Below are 17,487 nucleotides of genomic sequence, written 5' to 3'. Positions count from 1 at the left end.
TACAACATTTTAAAAGTTCGATTATAGGGGTAAAATAGTACAAACCATTGTTTTACAATTCGTTAAAAACAAAAAAAACATTAAAAATGTCTAATCGTTTTCATCTTTTCATAAACACTTTTCTTTAATAACTACATCGTTTGAGGTTATAATAATCTAAGAAATAAACGTTATATTTATAAATGAACTAACCTGCCCGACCTATGAAAAAAGTAAATTTCTTGTTAACACTAGTTATACATTTTTTTGCTTTTTCACAAGAATCCAACTTCAATAACTTTATTCATTTTTCGGTATCCGAGGGATTATCTCAAAGTACCGTTGTTGCCATAGAACAGGACCAATTTAAACAAATGTGGATTGGAACTCGTGATGGAATTAATAAATATGATGGTGAAGAAATCACTATTTATAGAAATATTGCTTCAGATTCTATTTCTTTAAGCAATAATGATATCCTATCAATAAAGGAAGACAACAAAGGGTTTATTTGGATAGGAACTCATAACGGATTAAATCGTTTTGACCCAAGAACCGAAACATTTACCAGGTTTTTGTACTCTTCGGATAAAAATACCATATCTCACTGCTCGATTAGAACTATAAAACAAATTAATGATCAATCATTATGGTTTGCTTCTTCAGATGGGTTATATATCTATGATCAAAAGAAAGAGAAATTAATTGGATACAGGAAAAACGATATTAACCCTTCTGGTTTGGTAAATAATTTTATTATTGAAATTTTTCAAGATAAAAATGACGACATCTGGATAGGAACTTCTACTGGTATACATAAAGTAATAGGAAAAGATATCTACAACTTAAAGTTTGAAAATTATACAGCCTCCTCTCCACTATTTATTCAAGCGATCAATGAGAATAAAGAGGGTGATCTATGGATAGGCACAAAACATAATGGGCTGTTCGCGTTTGATAAAAGTAAAAAAACCTTTAGGCCACTTAATAAAGTAGGTAAGGATAAGTTACAAAGTACAGATATACGAAGGCTTGAATATGATAATAACCATAACTTATGGATAGGAACCTATAACGGGTTGTATATTAAGAAGAAGGATCAAGCCATAATTAAGATCGCTCATCAACCAGGTAATCCAAAAAGTCTAAGTAAAAATAGCATCAAAGAAATCTTTGTTGACAAGAATGGATCTGTATGGATTGGCACCTATTATGGTGGTGTAAATCTATGGGATCTTTATAATAACAATTTCCATATACTATACAAAACAAAAGGAGATCAAGCTTATCAACTTGGTGTGGTAAGCTCGTTGGTTGAAGATAAAAATGGGATGCTTTTTATTGGAACCGAAGGAAATGGAGTCACCGTTATTCATAATAATGGTAAAACTTGTCATGAATTAACAGAAGCGTTAAACTCAAAATTATCAGACACCAATATAAAATCATTGCTATTGGATGGATCAAACCTATGGATTGGAACGTTAAAAAATGGAGTAGAATATTTCAATATTGAGACCAAATCATTTGATTCAAAACTTCATAAAAAATTAAATACTTCATTATCGGATCTTGGTGTTTATTCTATGACTAAAATCAATGATTACCTTGTTATGGGTACATTTGGAAAGGGGGTAATTATATATGACACCACATCGCAAAAAATTAAGCAAATTACTCACCAATCATCGGGTGACAAATCTTTAACTAATGATAGAGTGCGTTGTGTATTTTCAGATAATAAAAAAAACTTATGGATAGGCACAGATAAAGGTTTAAATAAAATTGAGAGTAATCATATTCCCTTGGATACACCACACATAAAACGTTTTCTATTTAATAACTATAAGGCTTATGGGCAAAATATAATATGCATTTATCAAGATAGTAAAAATCAGATTTTTGTGGGTACCAAAGAAAAAGGTGTTCTAAAATTAAACGGTGATACTTTTGAAGAAGTTGATTTAAATCTTTTGAACGCAAGTGTTATAACGGCTTATAGTATAGTAGAGGATAACCAAGATAATTTATGGATAAGTAGTAATCTAGGAATGGTAAAGTATAATCCCATTGCCAAAACATCAATAATCTACAATCAAACAGAAGGTTTCCTGGGAAATGAATTTATCAATAATTCTTATCTAAAAGGAAATAATGGAAATTTATACTTTGGCGGTGTCAAAGGAGTTTCCTTTTTCAATCCTGTCGAACTTCAAAAGAAAAACTATGCATCAAATGTTATTTTAACCGGGTTAAAAATCAATGGAGAAAATATTGATAAAAGCATCTCTTTTATGGATAACATTGTATTAGAACATGATGAATCCTCTTTTTCTTTAAATTTTGCTATTCCCAATTATATAAACACAGCCAATAATAGATACGCCTACCGTCTTGTTGGATTAAATAATGACTGGAAATTCACCAAAAATCATGAAGCAAGTTATACGCTTCAAAAACCAGGTTCTTATACGTTCGAGGTTAAAGATGCCAATGATACTGAAGCTTGGGGTGAAAAACCAACTACATTAACTATAACCGTAAAAGCTGCCTTGTGGAAAACACCATTGGCCTATCTTATTTACTTTTTGATAGTCTCTGCAATACTATACCAAATATTTACAAATATCAAAGCAAAAATAGTGCTCGCCGGTAAGCTTAAATCCGAACGTATTGCAAAAAGCAAACAAGAGGAAATAAATAGATCTAAATTAGATTTTTTTACTAATATATCTCATGATTTCCGAACCCCTCTTACATTAATTTTAGCACCTCTACAGCAACTCATCGAAAATTATACGGGTACTAAAGAAACTTATAAGAAATTGTTAGTTATAGAACGAAATGCTAGCCAGTTATTGAAGCTTACAAATCAATTACTAGATTTCAGGACATTCGAGAACAAACATTCTAAATTACAGGCGAAAAAGGAAAATTTAATTCCTTTTTTGAAAGGAGTACATGATTCTTTTGATGAATTTGCTTCGATCGGAAATTATACCTATACCTTTAGACCCCACGTCAATGAAATCCAGGTATTTTATGACCGTAATAAACTTGAAAAAGTTTTCTATAATATTTTGTCCAATGCCTTTAAATACACTCCAAAAGGAGGTAAAATAAACACAAAAGTTTATACAAAAGATAAAAATGTAATCATCGATATCTCTGATAATGGCAAAGGAATCGATCCAGAATTCATGGATAAAATATTTGATCGCTACTATGAAACTGCTAGTAAGATTGAATACCAAAAACACTTTAATCAAGGAAGCGGCATTGGATTATTCATTGCAAAAAAAGCAATAGAGTTACATAAGGGAGAAATTTCGGTATCCAGTACAAAGGGCGGAGGAACGAAATTTACCATTATTTTAAGGCTTGGGAAAAATCATTTGGCAGATCATGAAATCGTTCAAGAAAAATTTAATCATAATGAACGCTTAACTTATAAAGATCAATCTAATCGACTCAAATATTTTGAAAGAGGTGAAATTAACAGTATAACAAAAAAAGAAGGCAAACCCACAATACTTATAGTAGAAGACAACGATGAGTTTAGGGATTTCGTAGTAGAGTTTCTTAAAGAAAATTATTCAATCATACAGGCCAATAATGGAAAAGTTGGACTACAAAAGGCACTTAGAATCCAACCAGATCTAATTGTAAGCGATGTCATAATGCCCATTATGGAAGGTACAATTCTTTGTTCTAAACTTAAAAGTGACGAACGTACAAGCCATATACCTATAATTTTACTTACCTCTAAGTCATCATTGCCACATAAGTTCGAAGGACTTGAATCGGGTGCAGATGCTTATATCGAAAAACCATTCAACATAAAAGAGTTTCTTCTGCTTATAAACAACTTAATAAGTACTACCGCTAGATTAAAACAAAAAGTAAGAAATGCTGATCTTGAATCTAGCGACAATCTATCTGTAGAGGAAAAATTATTAGAAAAAGCCATCAAAATTGTTGAAAGCAACATTGATAATATCGATTTTGACATTCCATATTTTTGTTCAGAATTAGGATTGAGCAGGACCATGCTTTTTCTGAAAATAAAAGAATGGACCAATCTTACTCCAAAAGAGTTCATAAACTCTATAAGAATGAAAAAAGCTACACAATTTCTGGAACTTGGTGAGTTAAGTGTATCTGAAGTTGGCTACAAAGTTGGTTTTAAGGACCCCAAATATTTTTCGAAGTCTTTCAAAAAGTATTATAACAAAACACCATCCCAATACGCCGAACAGTTTTATTCCTGAGCAATCTTAACAATTTGTTGCTTTTAATCAAATCTATTTTTTGTAAATTAAAGAACTTAGATACAAGTAAGTTACTTAAGCGTATGAGAGTAAAATTGATATTCTTCATTCTTTTTTTTATAGCATTTTCAACTTACCCGCAGAATTTTTCTTCTCAATTAACAAACACATATAAAGAGTACTTTAAGTTACCTAGAGAAAGTGTTTTCTTGCATCTTAATAAAAAAGTTTATTTAAAAGGAGAAAATATTTGGTTTTCTGGATATATAGTTAATAGAAAAACAGGACTGCCATTTATGGAAACTACCAATCTTTATTGTGGAATATATGATGCCAAAGGAAAGCTTTTAACTAAAAAATTATTTCATGTCGAAAATGGCATTACTAGTGGAACACTAATATTGAATCCGAGTTTTGGTTCTGGGGAATTTATTATAAAAGCACATACCAATTGGATGAATAATTTTAAAGAAGATGATGCTTTTGTAGAAAGGATTTATGTTTTAAATAAGCATATTACATCTGTAGATCACACTCAAAACCAATATTCAATTCATATCTCCCCCGAAGGAGGTCAATTGATTACTAATGTAATTAACACAATCGGATTCAAAATAGAAAGTACTATTCTGACAACTAAGAAAGTAAAACAAGGAACTTTAATAAATGATAAAGGCGAGATTATTCTTAAAAATATTAAAAGTAATAATGACGGGATTGGTAAGTTTGTAATGACACCCAAGCCAAATCATAGCTATTTTTTGAAAATTGAATTAGATAATGGTGAGGTTTTAAAAAAAAATCTTCCAAAACCAAAAGAAATTGGGATCAACATCTCTGTAAATAACCTGTTCAACGACAAAGTTTTTATTACTTTACGAACCAATGCCAACACTTTTGAAAAAATAAAATATGAAACATTATACCTTGCAAATCATCGAGATGGAATGATTGGGGTTCAACGTCTTTTGTTTGATAAACCTGAAAAGACGATTTTTATTCCAAAAGAAACATTACTCCCAGGCATTAATATTATTACACTTTTTGACGAAAAATCAAATCCTATATTAGAAAGACTAATTTTTAATCAATATCAATTTGATTCTATACGAATAGATCCTAAAATTCAGGTTATCAATAAAACAAAAGATTCGGTAGAAATTGAAATTGGACTTAAATCTAAAAATGCAGAGTTGGGTTCCTTAAGTATTTCTATATTACCCGAAGATTCAAAGGCATATACAGACGACAAATCAATAATTTCAAATTTTCTTTTACTTCCCTATTTAAAAACACCAACGAACAATCTTTCTACGTTTTTAAAGAATATTGGTCATTATAAGCTAAATGAATTGGATGTAATATTACTTGCTCACGGTTGGAGTAGATATAAATGGGAACACATTTTTAAAGAACCGCCAATGAAAAAATTTGATTTCGAAAGAGGTATTGATATTAAAGGAACAGTTTTAAACGATATAGACCCATTAAACGATCAGATAGTTATATACCAACCAAGTTCAGGAAATTTTATAACAACGAATATAACAGCCGATAAAAAATTTGAATTAAAAAACCAGTATCTATTAAAAAAAGAAGTATTAAACATTGGGATTATTGATGGAAAATCTTTAAAAAACAAACCTAGCATACAATTAGACTTTTTCCCAAAGGTTCAGAAAGACTCTATAATATTAGCCGCTTTTAACCCCAATCATTTTCATTTCAGAAACACATCACCAGAAGATAGTTCTGCTTTTGAAATAATAGACAATGAAAACATAATAAATCTGGAAAGTGTAATAATCAGTCAACGAAAAAAAGTTGCAAAACTCACAAGAAACCCGAAATTAATATCTAGTATTTTTGAGGGCAAAAAAATTGATACCACCGATATAAAAAAGTATGTTAGATTGTCAAACTTAATAAGACGATTGGGATTTAGAATTAGTTCGAATGCAGTAAATGGTACTTTTTCTATTTTACCTAAAACTACTGGCCATTATCCTCCAATTGTAATTATCGATGATTTTAGGGTAGAAAGCTACAATGTAAATGATATGCTCCTCAATAGTTTAGATGAAATATATTATGAAAACTTTGGTATGTACGGAAGTAATGGAGGAACTATTTATATCTACCAAAAACATGGTAGGAGTATGACTCGAGATCAAAAAAAAATGGTCAAAAAGATTTCACTTGAAGGATATGAAAAACCTGAAATCTATTTCAATCCAAAATTAAATTCCAATATAGATAAAACCTTCACAAACTTTGGCCATATTCACTGGGTGCCAAACATCACACTCGGCAATGGAAAAAACAAATACATTACTTTCCCTCATTATAATTTGAAAAGTGCAAAAATATTGATTGAAGGGTTTACACAAGATGGGAAACTTATCTCTACAACTAAACTCATAGAATTCAATTAAAAATATACTTCATTTCCAAGATGTGTATCTTTAAAACCTGCAAATTGTTATCAAATTATGTATTTCTCAACGAATTGTTCCTGTAATCCCCTCAATGTGATAATTATCATTCTTTTAAAATGACTCATGAAATACTTTTGAGTTTTTGTCTAAATGGGTAATAGTTAATGAAGCATATTATTCATATTATTATTGAAATTAAAAAAAAGCGCCTAGATGAAGGGATTTGATAAAATACGATTATACGGTGCCGGCGGACATTCACAAATTATCCAAGCAGTTTCTAATCAAAATGGAGTCACTGTCACTGCGGTATTTGACGATAACACTTCGGGAAGCCATCCCGCCTTTAAAAATATCATTTCGGGAGCTCGAAAAAACCCAGATAAGTTCCCACATACTGGAGATCCATTTATCATTGCCGTGGGTGATAACTCGCATCGGGTAGAAATTTCAAAATTCTTAAAAAGTGAATTTGCAACCGTAATACATAAATCGGCCATTATCGATCCTAATGTCAGCATAGGAAAAGGTACGGTCATATACGCCGGAGCCGCTGTACAACCTAACACAATAATAGGAGAGCATGTTATTATCAATACATTGGCAAGTGTTGATCATGATAATATTATAGAAGATTTTGTACATGTATCCCCTAATGCTACTCTTTGCGGGCTTGTACATGTTGGAGAAGGCACTCATATTGGAGCAGGTGCCGTTATCATACCAAAAATCAAAATAGGTAAATGGTGTACTATAGGAGCAGGTGCTGTAATAATAAGAGATGTCCCAGATTATTCGGTAGTTGTTGGTAATCCAGGGAAAGTAATTAAGACAAAATCCTTACTATAAAAATAAATATTCTATGTTTTGGTGAAATAACTGTTATTATGAAACTCCTTGCATAGTAAGCAAAGTCGTAGACCAAACGATTACAGAGGACAAAAATATTCCTACTGTATTAGCCACAAAAGCCTTTCTTTTTTTAATTTTAAACAGGTAAGTAGCAATACTTCCCGCATATACTCCGGTCCCCGGGAGAGGAATCATAACAAAAAACAAAAGTCCCCAAAAACCATATTTTTTTATTTTGTCACCAGAACCTGTTTTTGCTCTTCTGGCTACAAAAATAGCAGCTTTTTTATACCAGTTCCAGCGGAGTAAATAACTATTGATTTTTTCCAAAAAGAAAATCATGATGGGAAACACAAGCAAATTGGCAAAAAAACAGACCACAAATACCAAATAGATGTTTAGTCCATTAAATAAACCATACGGTATTCCAACTTTGGCTTCACCAAAAGGGGATAGACTCCATAAAATGGCAATTACAATTTCCTTAATCACTAACTTACTTTTTTTTGAGCTGCAAAGATAATGTTCTGAGTGATTTAGACCGCATTTTAAATCATAAAAAACAATTAAAACGAATTTTAGAATTTGAAAATCAGATTACTACTACTTCCTAAAGCTATGAGTATATCCAAATCTTTTAGGAAATAAAATCATACTTCATTTTAATCCTTTATCATTTTCGGTTCTAGCCAAAGAAAACCAGAGCACATTAAAAATAAAAGATAGAACCATAATGTATTTATGGGTTGTAAAGGCTGGTTAACTTGCGCTTTGATAGAAGACGTGTTGAAGTATCTAATATTCTCTTCAATATTTTTGTAATGCTTTTGAGATTTCCAGTACAAAGAATCCGTCACCAAATAATTAAAAGTGGCTGTAGAATCTTGTTCTACCCAAAGCTTATGCCATCCCTGTTCTATTGGGTATGTTGTCCCATACCATACATTCTTTAGATTGATATCTTGACGTAATGAAATTGAATATTCATTCGATGTTTTCACAATAGGCTTTTCTATAGAGGTTCTTAGGCTAAAATCAAATGGTCGATCTACCTGAACCACTGCGCCATTAGATTGCCACTGTGAAGTTTTAATTTCTCTATTACCTAATTTCTCTATTACCCCAGACCAAAGTTGTTTATACATAACAGAATCTCCTTGTAACAAAAGTTCATAGGTATTTTCCAAAATGGTTGCACCTACCCTACCATTTCCAACGCGTCTATAAGCAGATATGATTTCTTTATCTATATTTTTGTGAATTGGTAAAATCTCAAATTCATTTTTAAATAAGAATGTGTTTTTAGTTACTTTTTTCTTAGGGAGGTCTTTTAAGGTGACTTCATTATTTTTATCTCTTACAAAAACAAAATCACCTATATTATTTGAGGTGCTGAAAAAATTATTATCAGGTTGAATCAAAACACCCAACCCATTTACTTTAACTGAATTTTCAAGAGCTAAAAAAGATTTTCTACCTAAATTTCTTAACGAAAAAGCATCAATAACTACAAGATCAAAATCCTTAAGTTTCTTTTCTGTAAGCGCTCCTATTCTACTTTTTTCAGTATTAAAATATTCGAATTTGTATCTGCCTTTGGTTAATTTGCTCTTAACAATAATTTCATGCCCCAGCGAAGTTAAATAGTTTTTTAAATACTTGGTTTCAAATGTGGGGAAGTTATTTAACATCAATATTTTCAGAAATTTGGCCTCTTCTACCACAACGGGAACGGGATCCTTGGATAAAACCTCACCCAAAGAATCTTTCTCTATGATATAAAAAGTGTGATTTCCTTTGATGTTAAGTTTAGCCTTCAACAAAAACTCCCGTCTTACTTCCGAAGTTAAAACCAAAGAATCTACTGTTACCCCTCCGGGATCCTCTAATAGCAACCTATTCCCCTTCTTTGGATTGCTGTAAACTCCATGAAACATTATGCTTTTTCCCACGAAGTTCTGATGATTATAGTCAAACTGAACAATCCCCGATGGTAGATTTTCTGGAATATAATACCCAGATTGGTTCTTAAAATGTTCAAAATCGAATGGTTCTACACCATAACCCAATAAAAATATTGAATCGACTTCATTTTCAAAACTTAGATTGTTTACTTCGTAGGTAAGTACCTTTATTTTTTTATGAACTTTTTTTAAGCTATCCAATTGACTTTTGTTGTAACCATTGGTAAGTAAAATTGCTTTGGTGGACTTTCTCGAAGAAGAAATTGCAGGTTGCAATACAATCGCCATTAAAGAGACTATTGCAAGCAATGATACAATTACCTTAATCCAAAACCTATAACTCCCATATTCAGAGCTTTCTTTCCATATAAAAACTCCCCATAATAGCAATCCTATACTACCAACCTTCCATATTAACTCATCATTCAAAAAAGTAAAGGTATCAGTCATTAATCTCTAATTCTTTTAATAACAATTGGTTAATATCACTATTTACTTTTTCTATCTTAACTGGGTTGGGATATGCTTGGGGTAATACAGGATATAAACCTTTTTGTACATCTATCAAAATTGACTCTGGTGTTTCTTTAATTTCGGTAATTTGCTTTAATTTCTGAAGAGTTTCCAGATATTTTCCTGGGTTTTCTATTGCTATTTCTGCTAGTTCATTCCCTGCTTGTTTAAAAAGCACTTTGTCTATATCTGTAATTGAGTCTTCACGTTGAATTAGGGTTTCAAGCCTTAAAATTGTTTTACGAATATTTGGGTGCAATACAGGTACCGATACTTCTTCTCTTTTTTGATATCCCTTGACCTCATTAATTTTACCTGTCAATCTTTTATCTGCTTTAATTGGTGGAGGGTCAAAGCCTATTCGATGCACATAAATACGGGCACTGTTTTTAATTTTTTGAATGAGTTTCAAGGCTCTGTATTGATACGGCAAGGATTTTTCGGGTTGGTACAGACGCAAATGCAATTCTGCATCCCACATTTCGTTTAATGCTTGCCTGAGCATACTTTTAAGGGATTTAGTGAAAAGAGTTGATTCTTCAGGATCATCATGATTATGAAGGTATTCCTCCAAGGGGTCTTCTTTTTTACCATCCTCCTCTACAAGATTATGCTCATTTTCACTGTCGTGTTTATGGGTATAAGCTGCCAATGGATCTTCTTCCTCATGATCATGGTCATGATCTTCTTCATGATCATGTGTTTCTTCACTTTCTCCAGGAGTATGGGTAAACTCAGATTCATCTCCCATAAACTCGGCATACTTAAGGCGTAACACTTTTTGATCAAAACCAAGTTCGTTACTCTTAAATTTGAACTCTTGTGAAAGTAGTTTGGGTTTATCCTTTAATAATTTTTCGGTATCAATAATTAACTGACGTTGACTTCTAAAATAGTCTGGCATAAGATCAACTCCCATAGTTCCTTCTACTGCAAAACGATCTGTAATTGTATCTTTTATTACCGCAAAAAATGTCTCACTTCTTGATATATTTGGTTTGGGGTGTTTTTGATCCAAGGCTTCTACATAAAAGTAAAGTTCGTCACCTGGTTCCATTTTTAGAAGGTTAAGATTTATATTTTTGAAAAGGTTTTGCTTCTTTCCTCCAATAACAACTCCAGTATCAAAACCTAGTCTTTCTTCTCTAAATTTTACTGATTCCCCAGAACCTTTACTTACCGTTGCTATGATATATGCATTGGCCACGCCAAAATCATCTTTGATCAATGTATTAAATGCAAGATTTTTGTTCGCATCAAAAGAAAATGAAGTAAACTGTTTTAATCCTTTAATTTCTAATACAGGTTTTTGATCTTTTTGGACCTCGATAGCATACAATTTTGAGACATAAGCCACCCCATACTCATCAATAAATCTAAAACTATAAAATCCTGAAGAAGTTGCTGTAGAGGTTCGAGTATACTTCCCTTTTATAAATTTCATGGGATAACTATTACCCATACTTTCCATGGTAACACTTTCAATCTCTCTATCAAATTTAATTTGCCAGGTCAATTTGGACCCTTCGAGGGCTTTAACTTCCATATCAGAGGTTTGAAAAGAGGCTGTTCTAGTATACTTTGGATATTCAATAGTTAAAAGTTGACTTTTTAATATAGGCGGCGGTGTTTTAATTGCAGATGAATCTGTTGGAGTAAAAATAATCCGTTCTTCAGGTACTTTGATCTGCCTAGATGGGTTTAAATCATCAACCAAATTAAACTGATGTACCACAAATCCGATAAAAGTCAACACCCCTAATACAATAGCACCTCTAATTAAACGATCCGGCGGTTTTATTGTTTTGAGATTTTGGTTTAACTCGTTTTCTACTTTATATCGTTGTAATCTTGCTATACTTGATAAATGTTCTTGAGGCATCAATAGGAGACCCGTACTGTTTTCTGCAGAAACAAGTTGTTTATCAATATACCTAATTACAATTTGTAAATTAATGTTTTGTGGTTTAAAAAAAATAAAAACTAGAATACATACAACAGAAAACACACCTATGCAATAAATCAGGTTTTGAGACAAAAAATATGCAAGAATTGAAGCCCCTAATGCATAAAGAATAATTTCTATCCATACTTTTAGTTGCCAGTGCCTCTTAAATCGACGTAATATTTTGCTTCCTGATTCTGTCATTGTTTCCTCAATTTTGCCAGAAAACGTTCTGCTAGGGTTCCTATTACAAATAATAGCCAAAACCACTGTGAAATATCAAAAAAAGAAGAGGTTTGAGCTTTGACTTTTTGCTTTCCTGTTTTAGGCAATAATTCTTTCAGAGCAACAGTTCTGATATCACTTTTTTCAATTTCTTTTTCTAAACCACTATAAAGGTCAAATAATCCTAAAAGTTGTTCTGAAAAATGTTGTTCGATTATACTTTCTGAAGTCAACCACTTTGTAAGGTAAAAAAGACTTCTATTAGGCCCTGGTACTATGATATCATTAGACAAGTAATCTGTTTTAGGCACCAATAATCTTGCTGAAGTATTCGGAATAGAATCGTTATGCAACCAAATCACTAAATCGAAACGGTCAATATTCGAAGTATCAAGGGGTTTTCTTTTCTCGATTACAATAGGCTTTTGTGTATATCTTGATATTGCCTTAAGAGATGCATCTATATATTTAGCTTGATTAGATAAGCTGTCCTCAAAACTCAAAAGAACTTCGATATCTTCCTCTGTATTCAACTCCAATGTTTTTTGTTGATTATTCAACAAAAAAGACACGCTGTCTTTTGTCTTATTATATGTCAAAAAATCATTATCCGAAGCATATAACTCTTTTTCAAAAAATGTATGTTCATGTGTATTTGACATTGAAAGCAATTCTATTTCTTTTTCTTTTTTTACTGCCTGGAGTACCTTGCCTTTTTCTTCTTCAGAATTGAGAATTATCCAGGAATTTTTTTTATTCATTTTGGGTCTTATTCCCTTTAATCCCGTGGCATGGGCTTTTGTAAAAACGACAATACTATCGGTCTTCAAGGTTTCCATATTTCTGGCCAATTGCCAATAGTTTGGCGTTTCTATATTCCCAAAATCCAACTCTTGTTCTTGAAACTCCGGAAAGTTGGGTTTTAAGAGCCTCAAAGAAGTCCCTATTTCTAAGGTATCGAGTATCGACCGTATCTTATCTTCTTTTAGTAAACTTGGTTCTACGATGTAGGTAACCGGTACAATATCTATCTTTTTTATTATTCGAGGTCCAGCTAGTATACTAACCAATAAAGTGATCAACAACATTCTTAAAAGCAATAAAACCCACTCATTAAGTTGAATGCTACTGGATTTTTTGGAATCTGTTTCATTAAAAAGTTTAGTACTTCCTACCTTTATTGTTTTTCCTTCTTTTTCACTCCAAAGATGTATGGCAACAGGAATTAGCAACCCAAATAACGCCCATAGATATGCTGGATTAAGAAAAGACATACTTAAATAAGTTTATTTCGTTTTTTAAGGAAAAATTGAATTGCCTCACCAATATGCTCATCCAACCTGAACAAATGATATCCGATATCATTTGCCAATAATGAGTTTTTTACCCTTTTCATCATTTCATCAAGAGCCAAAAAGTATTCTTTTTTTGCAGCTTTTGCATCTACCTGAAGTCTGGAACCTGTTTCTAAATCCTCAAAAGTCAAAGTTCCCTTGTAGTCAAATTCTAATTCTTTCTTTCCCATTATGTGAAGCACTACAACTTCATTTCTTGGCGTCTTCAATCTCTTTACAAAAGAGGTAATCTCTTCTTCCTGTTCATAAAAATCGGTGATAAAGAAAATCAACTCTTTATGGCTTCGGTCGTGTAATTGTCTTGTTGCATTCAAGTCTTTGGGCCATTTCCCCTTATTTTCAATATCTATCAATCCTTGTAATAAACGATTAAAATACTGTTTTTGTACTTTGGGATACATGCTAAACAGCTGTTGATCGTTAAGTGCAAAAAGTCCAACTGCATCACCTTGGTTTTTGGATAAATACCCTAAGGAAGCAATTAAAACTCGGGCGAAATCCATTTTGGATAAATCATCTTCTTTATGAAGCATTGATTTACTAGAATCTAAAATAAATTTTACCGCTATATTGGTTTCAATTTCAGATTGTTTAACATAATACCTCCCTGATCGTGCCAACATTTTCCAATCCAACAATCTAAGGTCGTCTCCCGGTTCATAGGTTCTATATTGATTAAACTCCATTCCTGCTCCAACACTATTGCTGTGCTGAACTCCAGATAAATACCCATCAACAATTACTCGGGCGATAAACGATAGTCCCGATACTGTTTTAATTAGTTCTGGTTTTATTAATTGATGATATTCTTCTCGTTTCACTTGTATTGTATGAGATGTAACTAAAGAATTGTCTTTAAGAGCTGATGCGTAACGTCATCAGCAGTAATACCTTCAGATTCTGCCCTGAAGTTAACGATAATACGATGTCTTAATACAGGTAGGGCCACATGTTTTATATCCTCGGGAGTTACAGATAGACGACCCTTTATTAATGCTCTTGCCTTGGCGGTCAAAATCATTGCCTGCCCTGCCCTTGGACCGGCTCCCCAGTTTACCCATTCTTTCACATAAGAATCTGTTGTTGATTCTGGCCTGGTTGCACGAATCAGTTTACTTACCTGCGCAATGAGCTCATCACTAATTGGCACTTCGCGTACTAATCCTTGTAATCGCAAAACATCTGACCCTGAAATAACCTTCTCTAATCGAACATTTCTTGTTCCTGTTGTGCTTTTTAGTACTGCATTTTCTTCAGATTCATTGGGATATCCAATTTTTATATATAACAAAAAACGATCTTGCTGTGCTTCAGGTAAAACAAAGGTACCAGACTGCTCAATAGGATTTTGGGTAGCCAAAATAAAAAAAGGTCTATCCAACTCATATGTTTTTCCCGAATAGGTAACTTCAAACTCCTGCATGGCTTCTAGTAACGCTGCCTGTGTTTTGGGAGGTGTTCTATTTATTTCATCAGCCAAAACAATATTGGCGAAAATGGGTCCCTTATTAAATTTAAAAAATTTTTTCCCTGTACTATGATCTTCTTCTAATACTTCAGTACCAATAATATCTGAAGGCATCAGATCTGGTGTAAATTGTATTCTTTTAAATTTCAAATCAATAGCTTCGGCCAATGTTCTGATCATCAATGTTTTTGCCAAACCCGGAACTCCTTCCAATAACGCATGCCCTCCTGCAAGAAATGTGATCAACAACTGTTCGATTGTTTCTTCCTGCCCAATAATTACTTTACCTATTTCTTTTTTTAGCCCGGTAAGTTTCTCGGTAAGTGTATGTATCTCTTGTTCTATATCTGCTAAATCTTTATTCATATTCTTCAATTTATGATGTCAATGCATACATCACTATATTTACTCCAAAGCGTGTATTATCAATTTTGTACCATCGCTTATTTCTGAAATCATAATCCCACTCGCACCCATAATCTTTATTACTGAATAAAACTCCAATCCTACCCTTTATTTCGATAGCTTTCAAATAATCATGTACAATATCATCTCCCCATCCATTAAGTTCTTGTGAGGTGGTGGGCGGACCATCTTCGAACTCAAAGAAAACATTATAAATCTCGTGGTTGTTTGGTATTTTTTTTAATTCTCCTGTTCCAAAAATTTCTTCCATTTGGCGCACAAAAGACTTCGAAAATAACCCATCTATATCGTGATTACAGTCATCTGCGAAGACAAAACCTCCATTTTTTACATATTTTTCAAAGTTTTCTCTTTCCTTTTTGGTGAATTGTACCAATTTATGACCCGATATATAACAAAAAGGGCTTTTGAAAATCTCATCACTACTCAAAGGGATTATTTTCTCTCGAGTATCCACTTGCAATGTGGTATATTCTACTAGAGAGTTTAGAAGATTAGATGGCATTCTTTGATCTACATCCCAATCACCAGATTCATATTGTAATCTTGTAAAGAAAAACTTATTCGCCAATGCATTTTATTATTTTGTCCCGCAACAATTAGACATATAATCTAATTTTAAAATCACTCATATAGATAAAGAAAAACTGGTCAAAATGAACAAACCAAAATAACCAGTTTTTCGAATATCATCTAAAATATTTAAACGGCATCTGATAAACTGGTAAAGGTGAAGTCCCTTACTTTCATATAAGGTACCAAATTACCATTTATGCGCACTTGTTTACCGAGTGTCTCAAGATTATTAAGCATAATAATTGGACTCTCGTTAAATCTGAAGTTTTTAACCGGGTGTTTTATTTTTCCGTTTTCGATATAAAAAGTTCCATCCCGGGTTAGACCTGTATAAAGTAATGTCTGTGGATCAACAGTTCTAATGTACCATAGTCTAGTAACCAAGATTCCTTTTTTAGTATCCTTGATTAAATCGTCTAGTGAAGCATCTCCTCCTTGCATAATAAATCCGTTTGGGAAAGGCACTGGATCTTTGCCTTTTTGCTCTGCCCAATAGCGACTATACGCTAGGTTTTTTACCACTCCATTTTCTATCCATGTCGTCTTTTTCAAAGGTTGCCCCTGACCATTCCAGGTACTTGTTGGAACATCTTGATTTAATGGATCAGACCAGATGTTTACGCGTTCATCTACTATCTTTTCTCCAAGTTTAGTTCCCCCGCCTTCTTTAGACATAAAACTTCGACCTTCGTCGGCCGTTCTTGCATTAAAAGCAAAAGCCATGTTGCCCAATAATCCAACGGAAGCGGCAGGTTCTAAAATAACAGTATACTTTCCTGGTTCGATTGCTTTGGCCTCTTTAGACATAATAGCTTTATCTATAGCTATTTTTGAAGCTTCGGCCGCATCAAATTTGCTTATATCATTAAAATCTCTAGATACCCAACCAGAACCTGTACCATCATTGCTTCGCATGGTAACTGTAAAGTTTATATCTGTAGATCTATTATACGCAAATAGGCCGTTAGAGTTGAGCATTGCGCTGAACCCTGATGAATCATCAAAAAACCCTGCCGCTGTTACATCTTTAGCTACTGCAGGTTCTATACTACTGCTAGCTACAGTAGCTCGATATTCTGGATTAATTTCTGCAGTTGCTTTATTAAAAGTAATTGATTCATCATACTCCTGTGGTCCCAATGGTGGCATAAACTCTGGGTTCTCTGGAGATAGTTTTGCCAATTCTTCGGCCCTTTTAACTACTTTTTTTAACGATTCATCATCAAACTCATCTATAGTAGCCGTACCTGATTTTTTTCCAAAATTAGATTGAACTACCAAGGTTTGATTAGATCTGTGTCCGGCAGTAGACACCGTATTTCTAGCATAGCGGATGTTACCACTTTCGCTTCCACTCAAATTTATCTCGCAAGCATCGGCCGTAGAAAAGCTAAGCGCTTTTTCCATGATTTGCCTTGCTTCTTCTTTTGAATATATTGCCATGATATTTTTTATATTTTCTAGTGAAACAGTAT

Annotated in this window: 11 protein-coding genes; 3 read left to right on the top strand and 8 right to left on the bottom strand. The window is 32.9% G+C overall.

Annotation, left to right across the window (positions count from 1 at the left end):
• Positions 1-203: 203 nt before the first annotated feature.
• The 3 genes from U6A24_RS10065 (at position 204) to U6A24_RS10055 (ending at position 7,537) form a co-directional block, all read left to right on the top strand.
• The gene (locus U6A24_RS10065; protein WP_324179838.1) at positions 204-4,250 is read left to right on the top strand and encodes a hybrid sensor histidine kinase/response regulator transcription factor; all 4,047 of its coding nucleotides are present in this window, start codon (positions 204-206) and stop codon (positions 4,248-4,250) included.
• 296 nt (positions 4,251-4,546) lie between these two features.
• The gene (locus tag U6A24_RS10060; protein ID WP_324179837.1) at positions 4,547-6,685 is read left to right on the top strand and encodes a hypothetical protein; all 2,139 of its coding nucleotides are present in this window, start codon (positions 4,547-4,549) and stop codon (positions 6,683-6,685) included.
• 216 nt (positions 6,686-6,901) lie between these two features.
• Positions 6,902-7,537, top strand: a complete 636-nt coding sequence (locus U6A24_RS10055; RefSeq protein ID WP_324179836.1) for an acetyltransferase — start codon at positions 6,902-6,904, stop codon at positions 7,535-7,537.
• 36 nt (positions 7,538-7,573) lie between these two features.
• Here the strand turns inward: U6A24_RS10055 and U6A24_RS10050 are convergent, their stop codons facing one another.
• The 8 genes from U6A24_RS10050 to U6A24_RS10015 form a co-directional block, all read right to left on the bottom strand.
• On the bottom strand, positions 7,574-8,032 hold the full coding sequence (locus tag U6A24_RS10050; protein WP_324179835.1) for a COG2426 family protein: 459 nt from the start codon (positions 8,030-8,032) through the stop codon (positions 7,574-7,576).
• 170 nt (positions 8,033-8,202) lie between these two features.
• A complete protein-coding gene (locus U6A24_RS10045) occupies positions 8,203-9,954 on the bottom strand; it encodes a hypothetical protein (RefSeq protein WP_324179834.1) in 1,752 nt (583 codons plus the stop codon).
• A complete protein-coding gene (locus U6A24_RS10040) occupies positions 9,947-12,166 on the bottom strand; it encodes a tryptophan-rich sensory protein (RefSeq protein ID WP_324179833.1) in 2,220 nt (739 codons plus the stop codon). The genes U6A24_RS10045 and U6A24_RS10040 overlap by 8 nt, the downstream gene beginning before the upstream one ends.
• A complete protein-coding gene (locus U6A24_RS10035) occupies positions 12,163-13,461 on the bottom strand; it encodes a BatA domain-containing protein (protein ID WP_324179832.1) in 1,299 nt (432 codons plus the stop codon). The genes U6A24_RS10040 and U6A24_RS10035 overlap by 4 nt, the downstream gene beginning before the upstream one ends.
• A gap of 2 nt (positions 13,462-13,463) precedes the next feature.
• Entirely contained in the window at positions 13,464-14,363 is a 900-nt protein-coding gene (locus tag U6A24_RS10030; protein WP_324179831.1) for a DUF58 domain-containing protein, read from the bottom strand.
• A gap of 20 nt (positions 14,364-14,383) precedes the next feature.
• A complete protein-coding gene (locus U6A24_RS10025; protein ID WP_324179830.1) occupies positions 14,384-15,376 on the bottom strand; it encodes an AAA family ATPase in 993 nt (330 codons plus the stop codon).
• Positions 15,377-15,386: 10 nt separating this feature from the next.
• Complete coding sequence (locus U6A24_RS10020; RefSeq protein ID WP_324179829.1) at positions 15,387-16,007, bottom strand: DUF4159 domain-containing protein; 621 nt, start codon at positions 16,005-16,007, stop codon at positions 15,387-15,389.
• Between the two features lie 131 nt (positions 16,008-16,138).
• Positions 16,139-17,455 carry a TldD/PmbA family protein gene (locus U6A24_RS10015; protein ID WP_324179828.1) on the bottom strand — a complete coding sequence of 439 codons (1,317 nt, stop codon included), beginning with the start codon at positions 17,453-17,455 and terminating at the stop codon, positions 16,139-16,141.
• Between the last annotated feature and the right edge of the window lie 32 nt (positions 17,456-17,487).

This window comes from Aquimarina gracilis (assembly GCF_035285365.1).
GTDB lineage: Bacteria > Bacteroidota > Bacteroidia > Flavobacteriales > Flavobacteriaceae > Aquimarina > Aquimarina gracilis.
Note: the sequence above shows the minus strand (reverse complement) of the source record. Positions and strands in the feature narration are given on the sequence as shown.

Excerpts from the sequence above, each read along its gene's own strand:
- U6A24_RS10065 (WP_324179838.1), top strand. The coding sequence starts at position 204 with ATGAAAAAAGTAAATTTCTTGTTAACACTAGTTATACATTTTTTTGCT.
- U6A24_RS10060 (WP_324179837.1), top strand. The coding sequence starts at position 4,547 with ATGGAAACTACCAATCTTTATTGTGGAATATATGATGCCAAAGGAAAG.
- U6A24_RS10055 (WP_324179836.1), top strand. The coding sequence starts at position 6,902 with ATGAAGGGATTTGATAAAATACGATTATACGGTGCCGGCGGACATTCA.
- U6A24_RS10045 (WP_324179834.1), bottom strand. The coding sequence starts at position 9,954 with ATGACTGATACCTTTACTTTTTTGAATGATGAGTTAATATGGAAGGTT.
- U6A24_RS10040 (WP_324179833.1), bottom strand. The coding sequence starts at position 12,166 with ATGACAGAATCAGGAAGCAAAATATTACGTCGATTTAAGAGGCACTGG.
- U6A24_RS10035 (WP_324179832.1), bottom strand. The coding sequence starts at position 13,461 with ATGTCTTTTCTTAATCCAGCATATCTATGGGCGTTATTTGGGTTGCTA.
- U6A24_RS10025 (WP_324179830.1), bottom strand. The coding sequence starts at position 15,376 with ATGAATAAAGATTTAGCAGATATAGAACAAGAGATACATACACTTACC.
- U6A24_RS10015 (WP_324179828.1), bottom strand. The coding sequence starts at position 17,455 with ATGGCAATATATTCAAAAGAAGAAGCAAGGCAAATCATGGAAAAAGCG.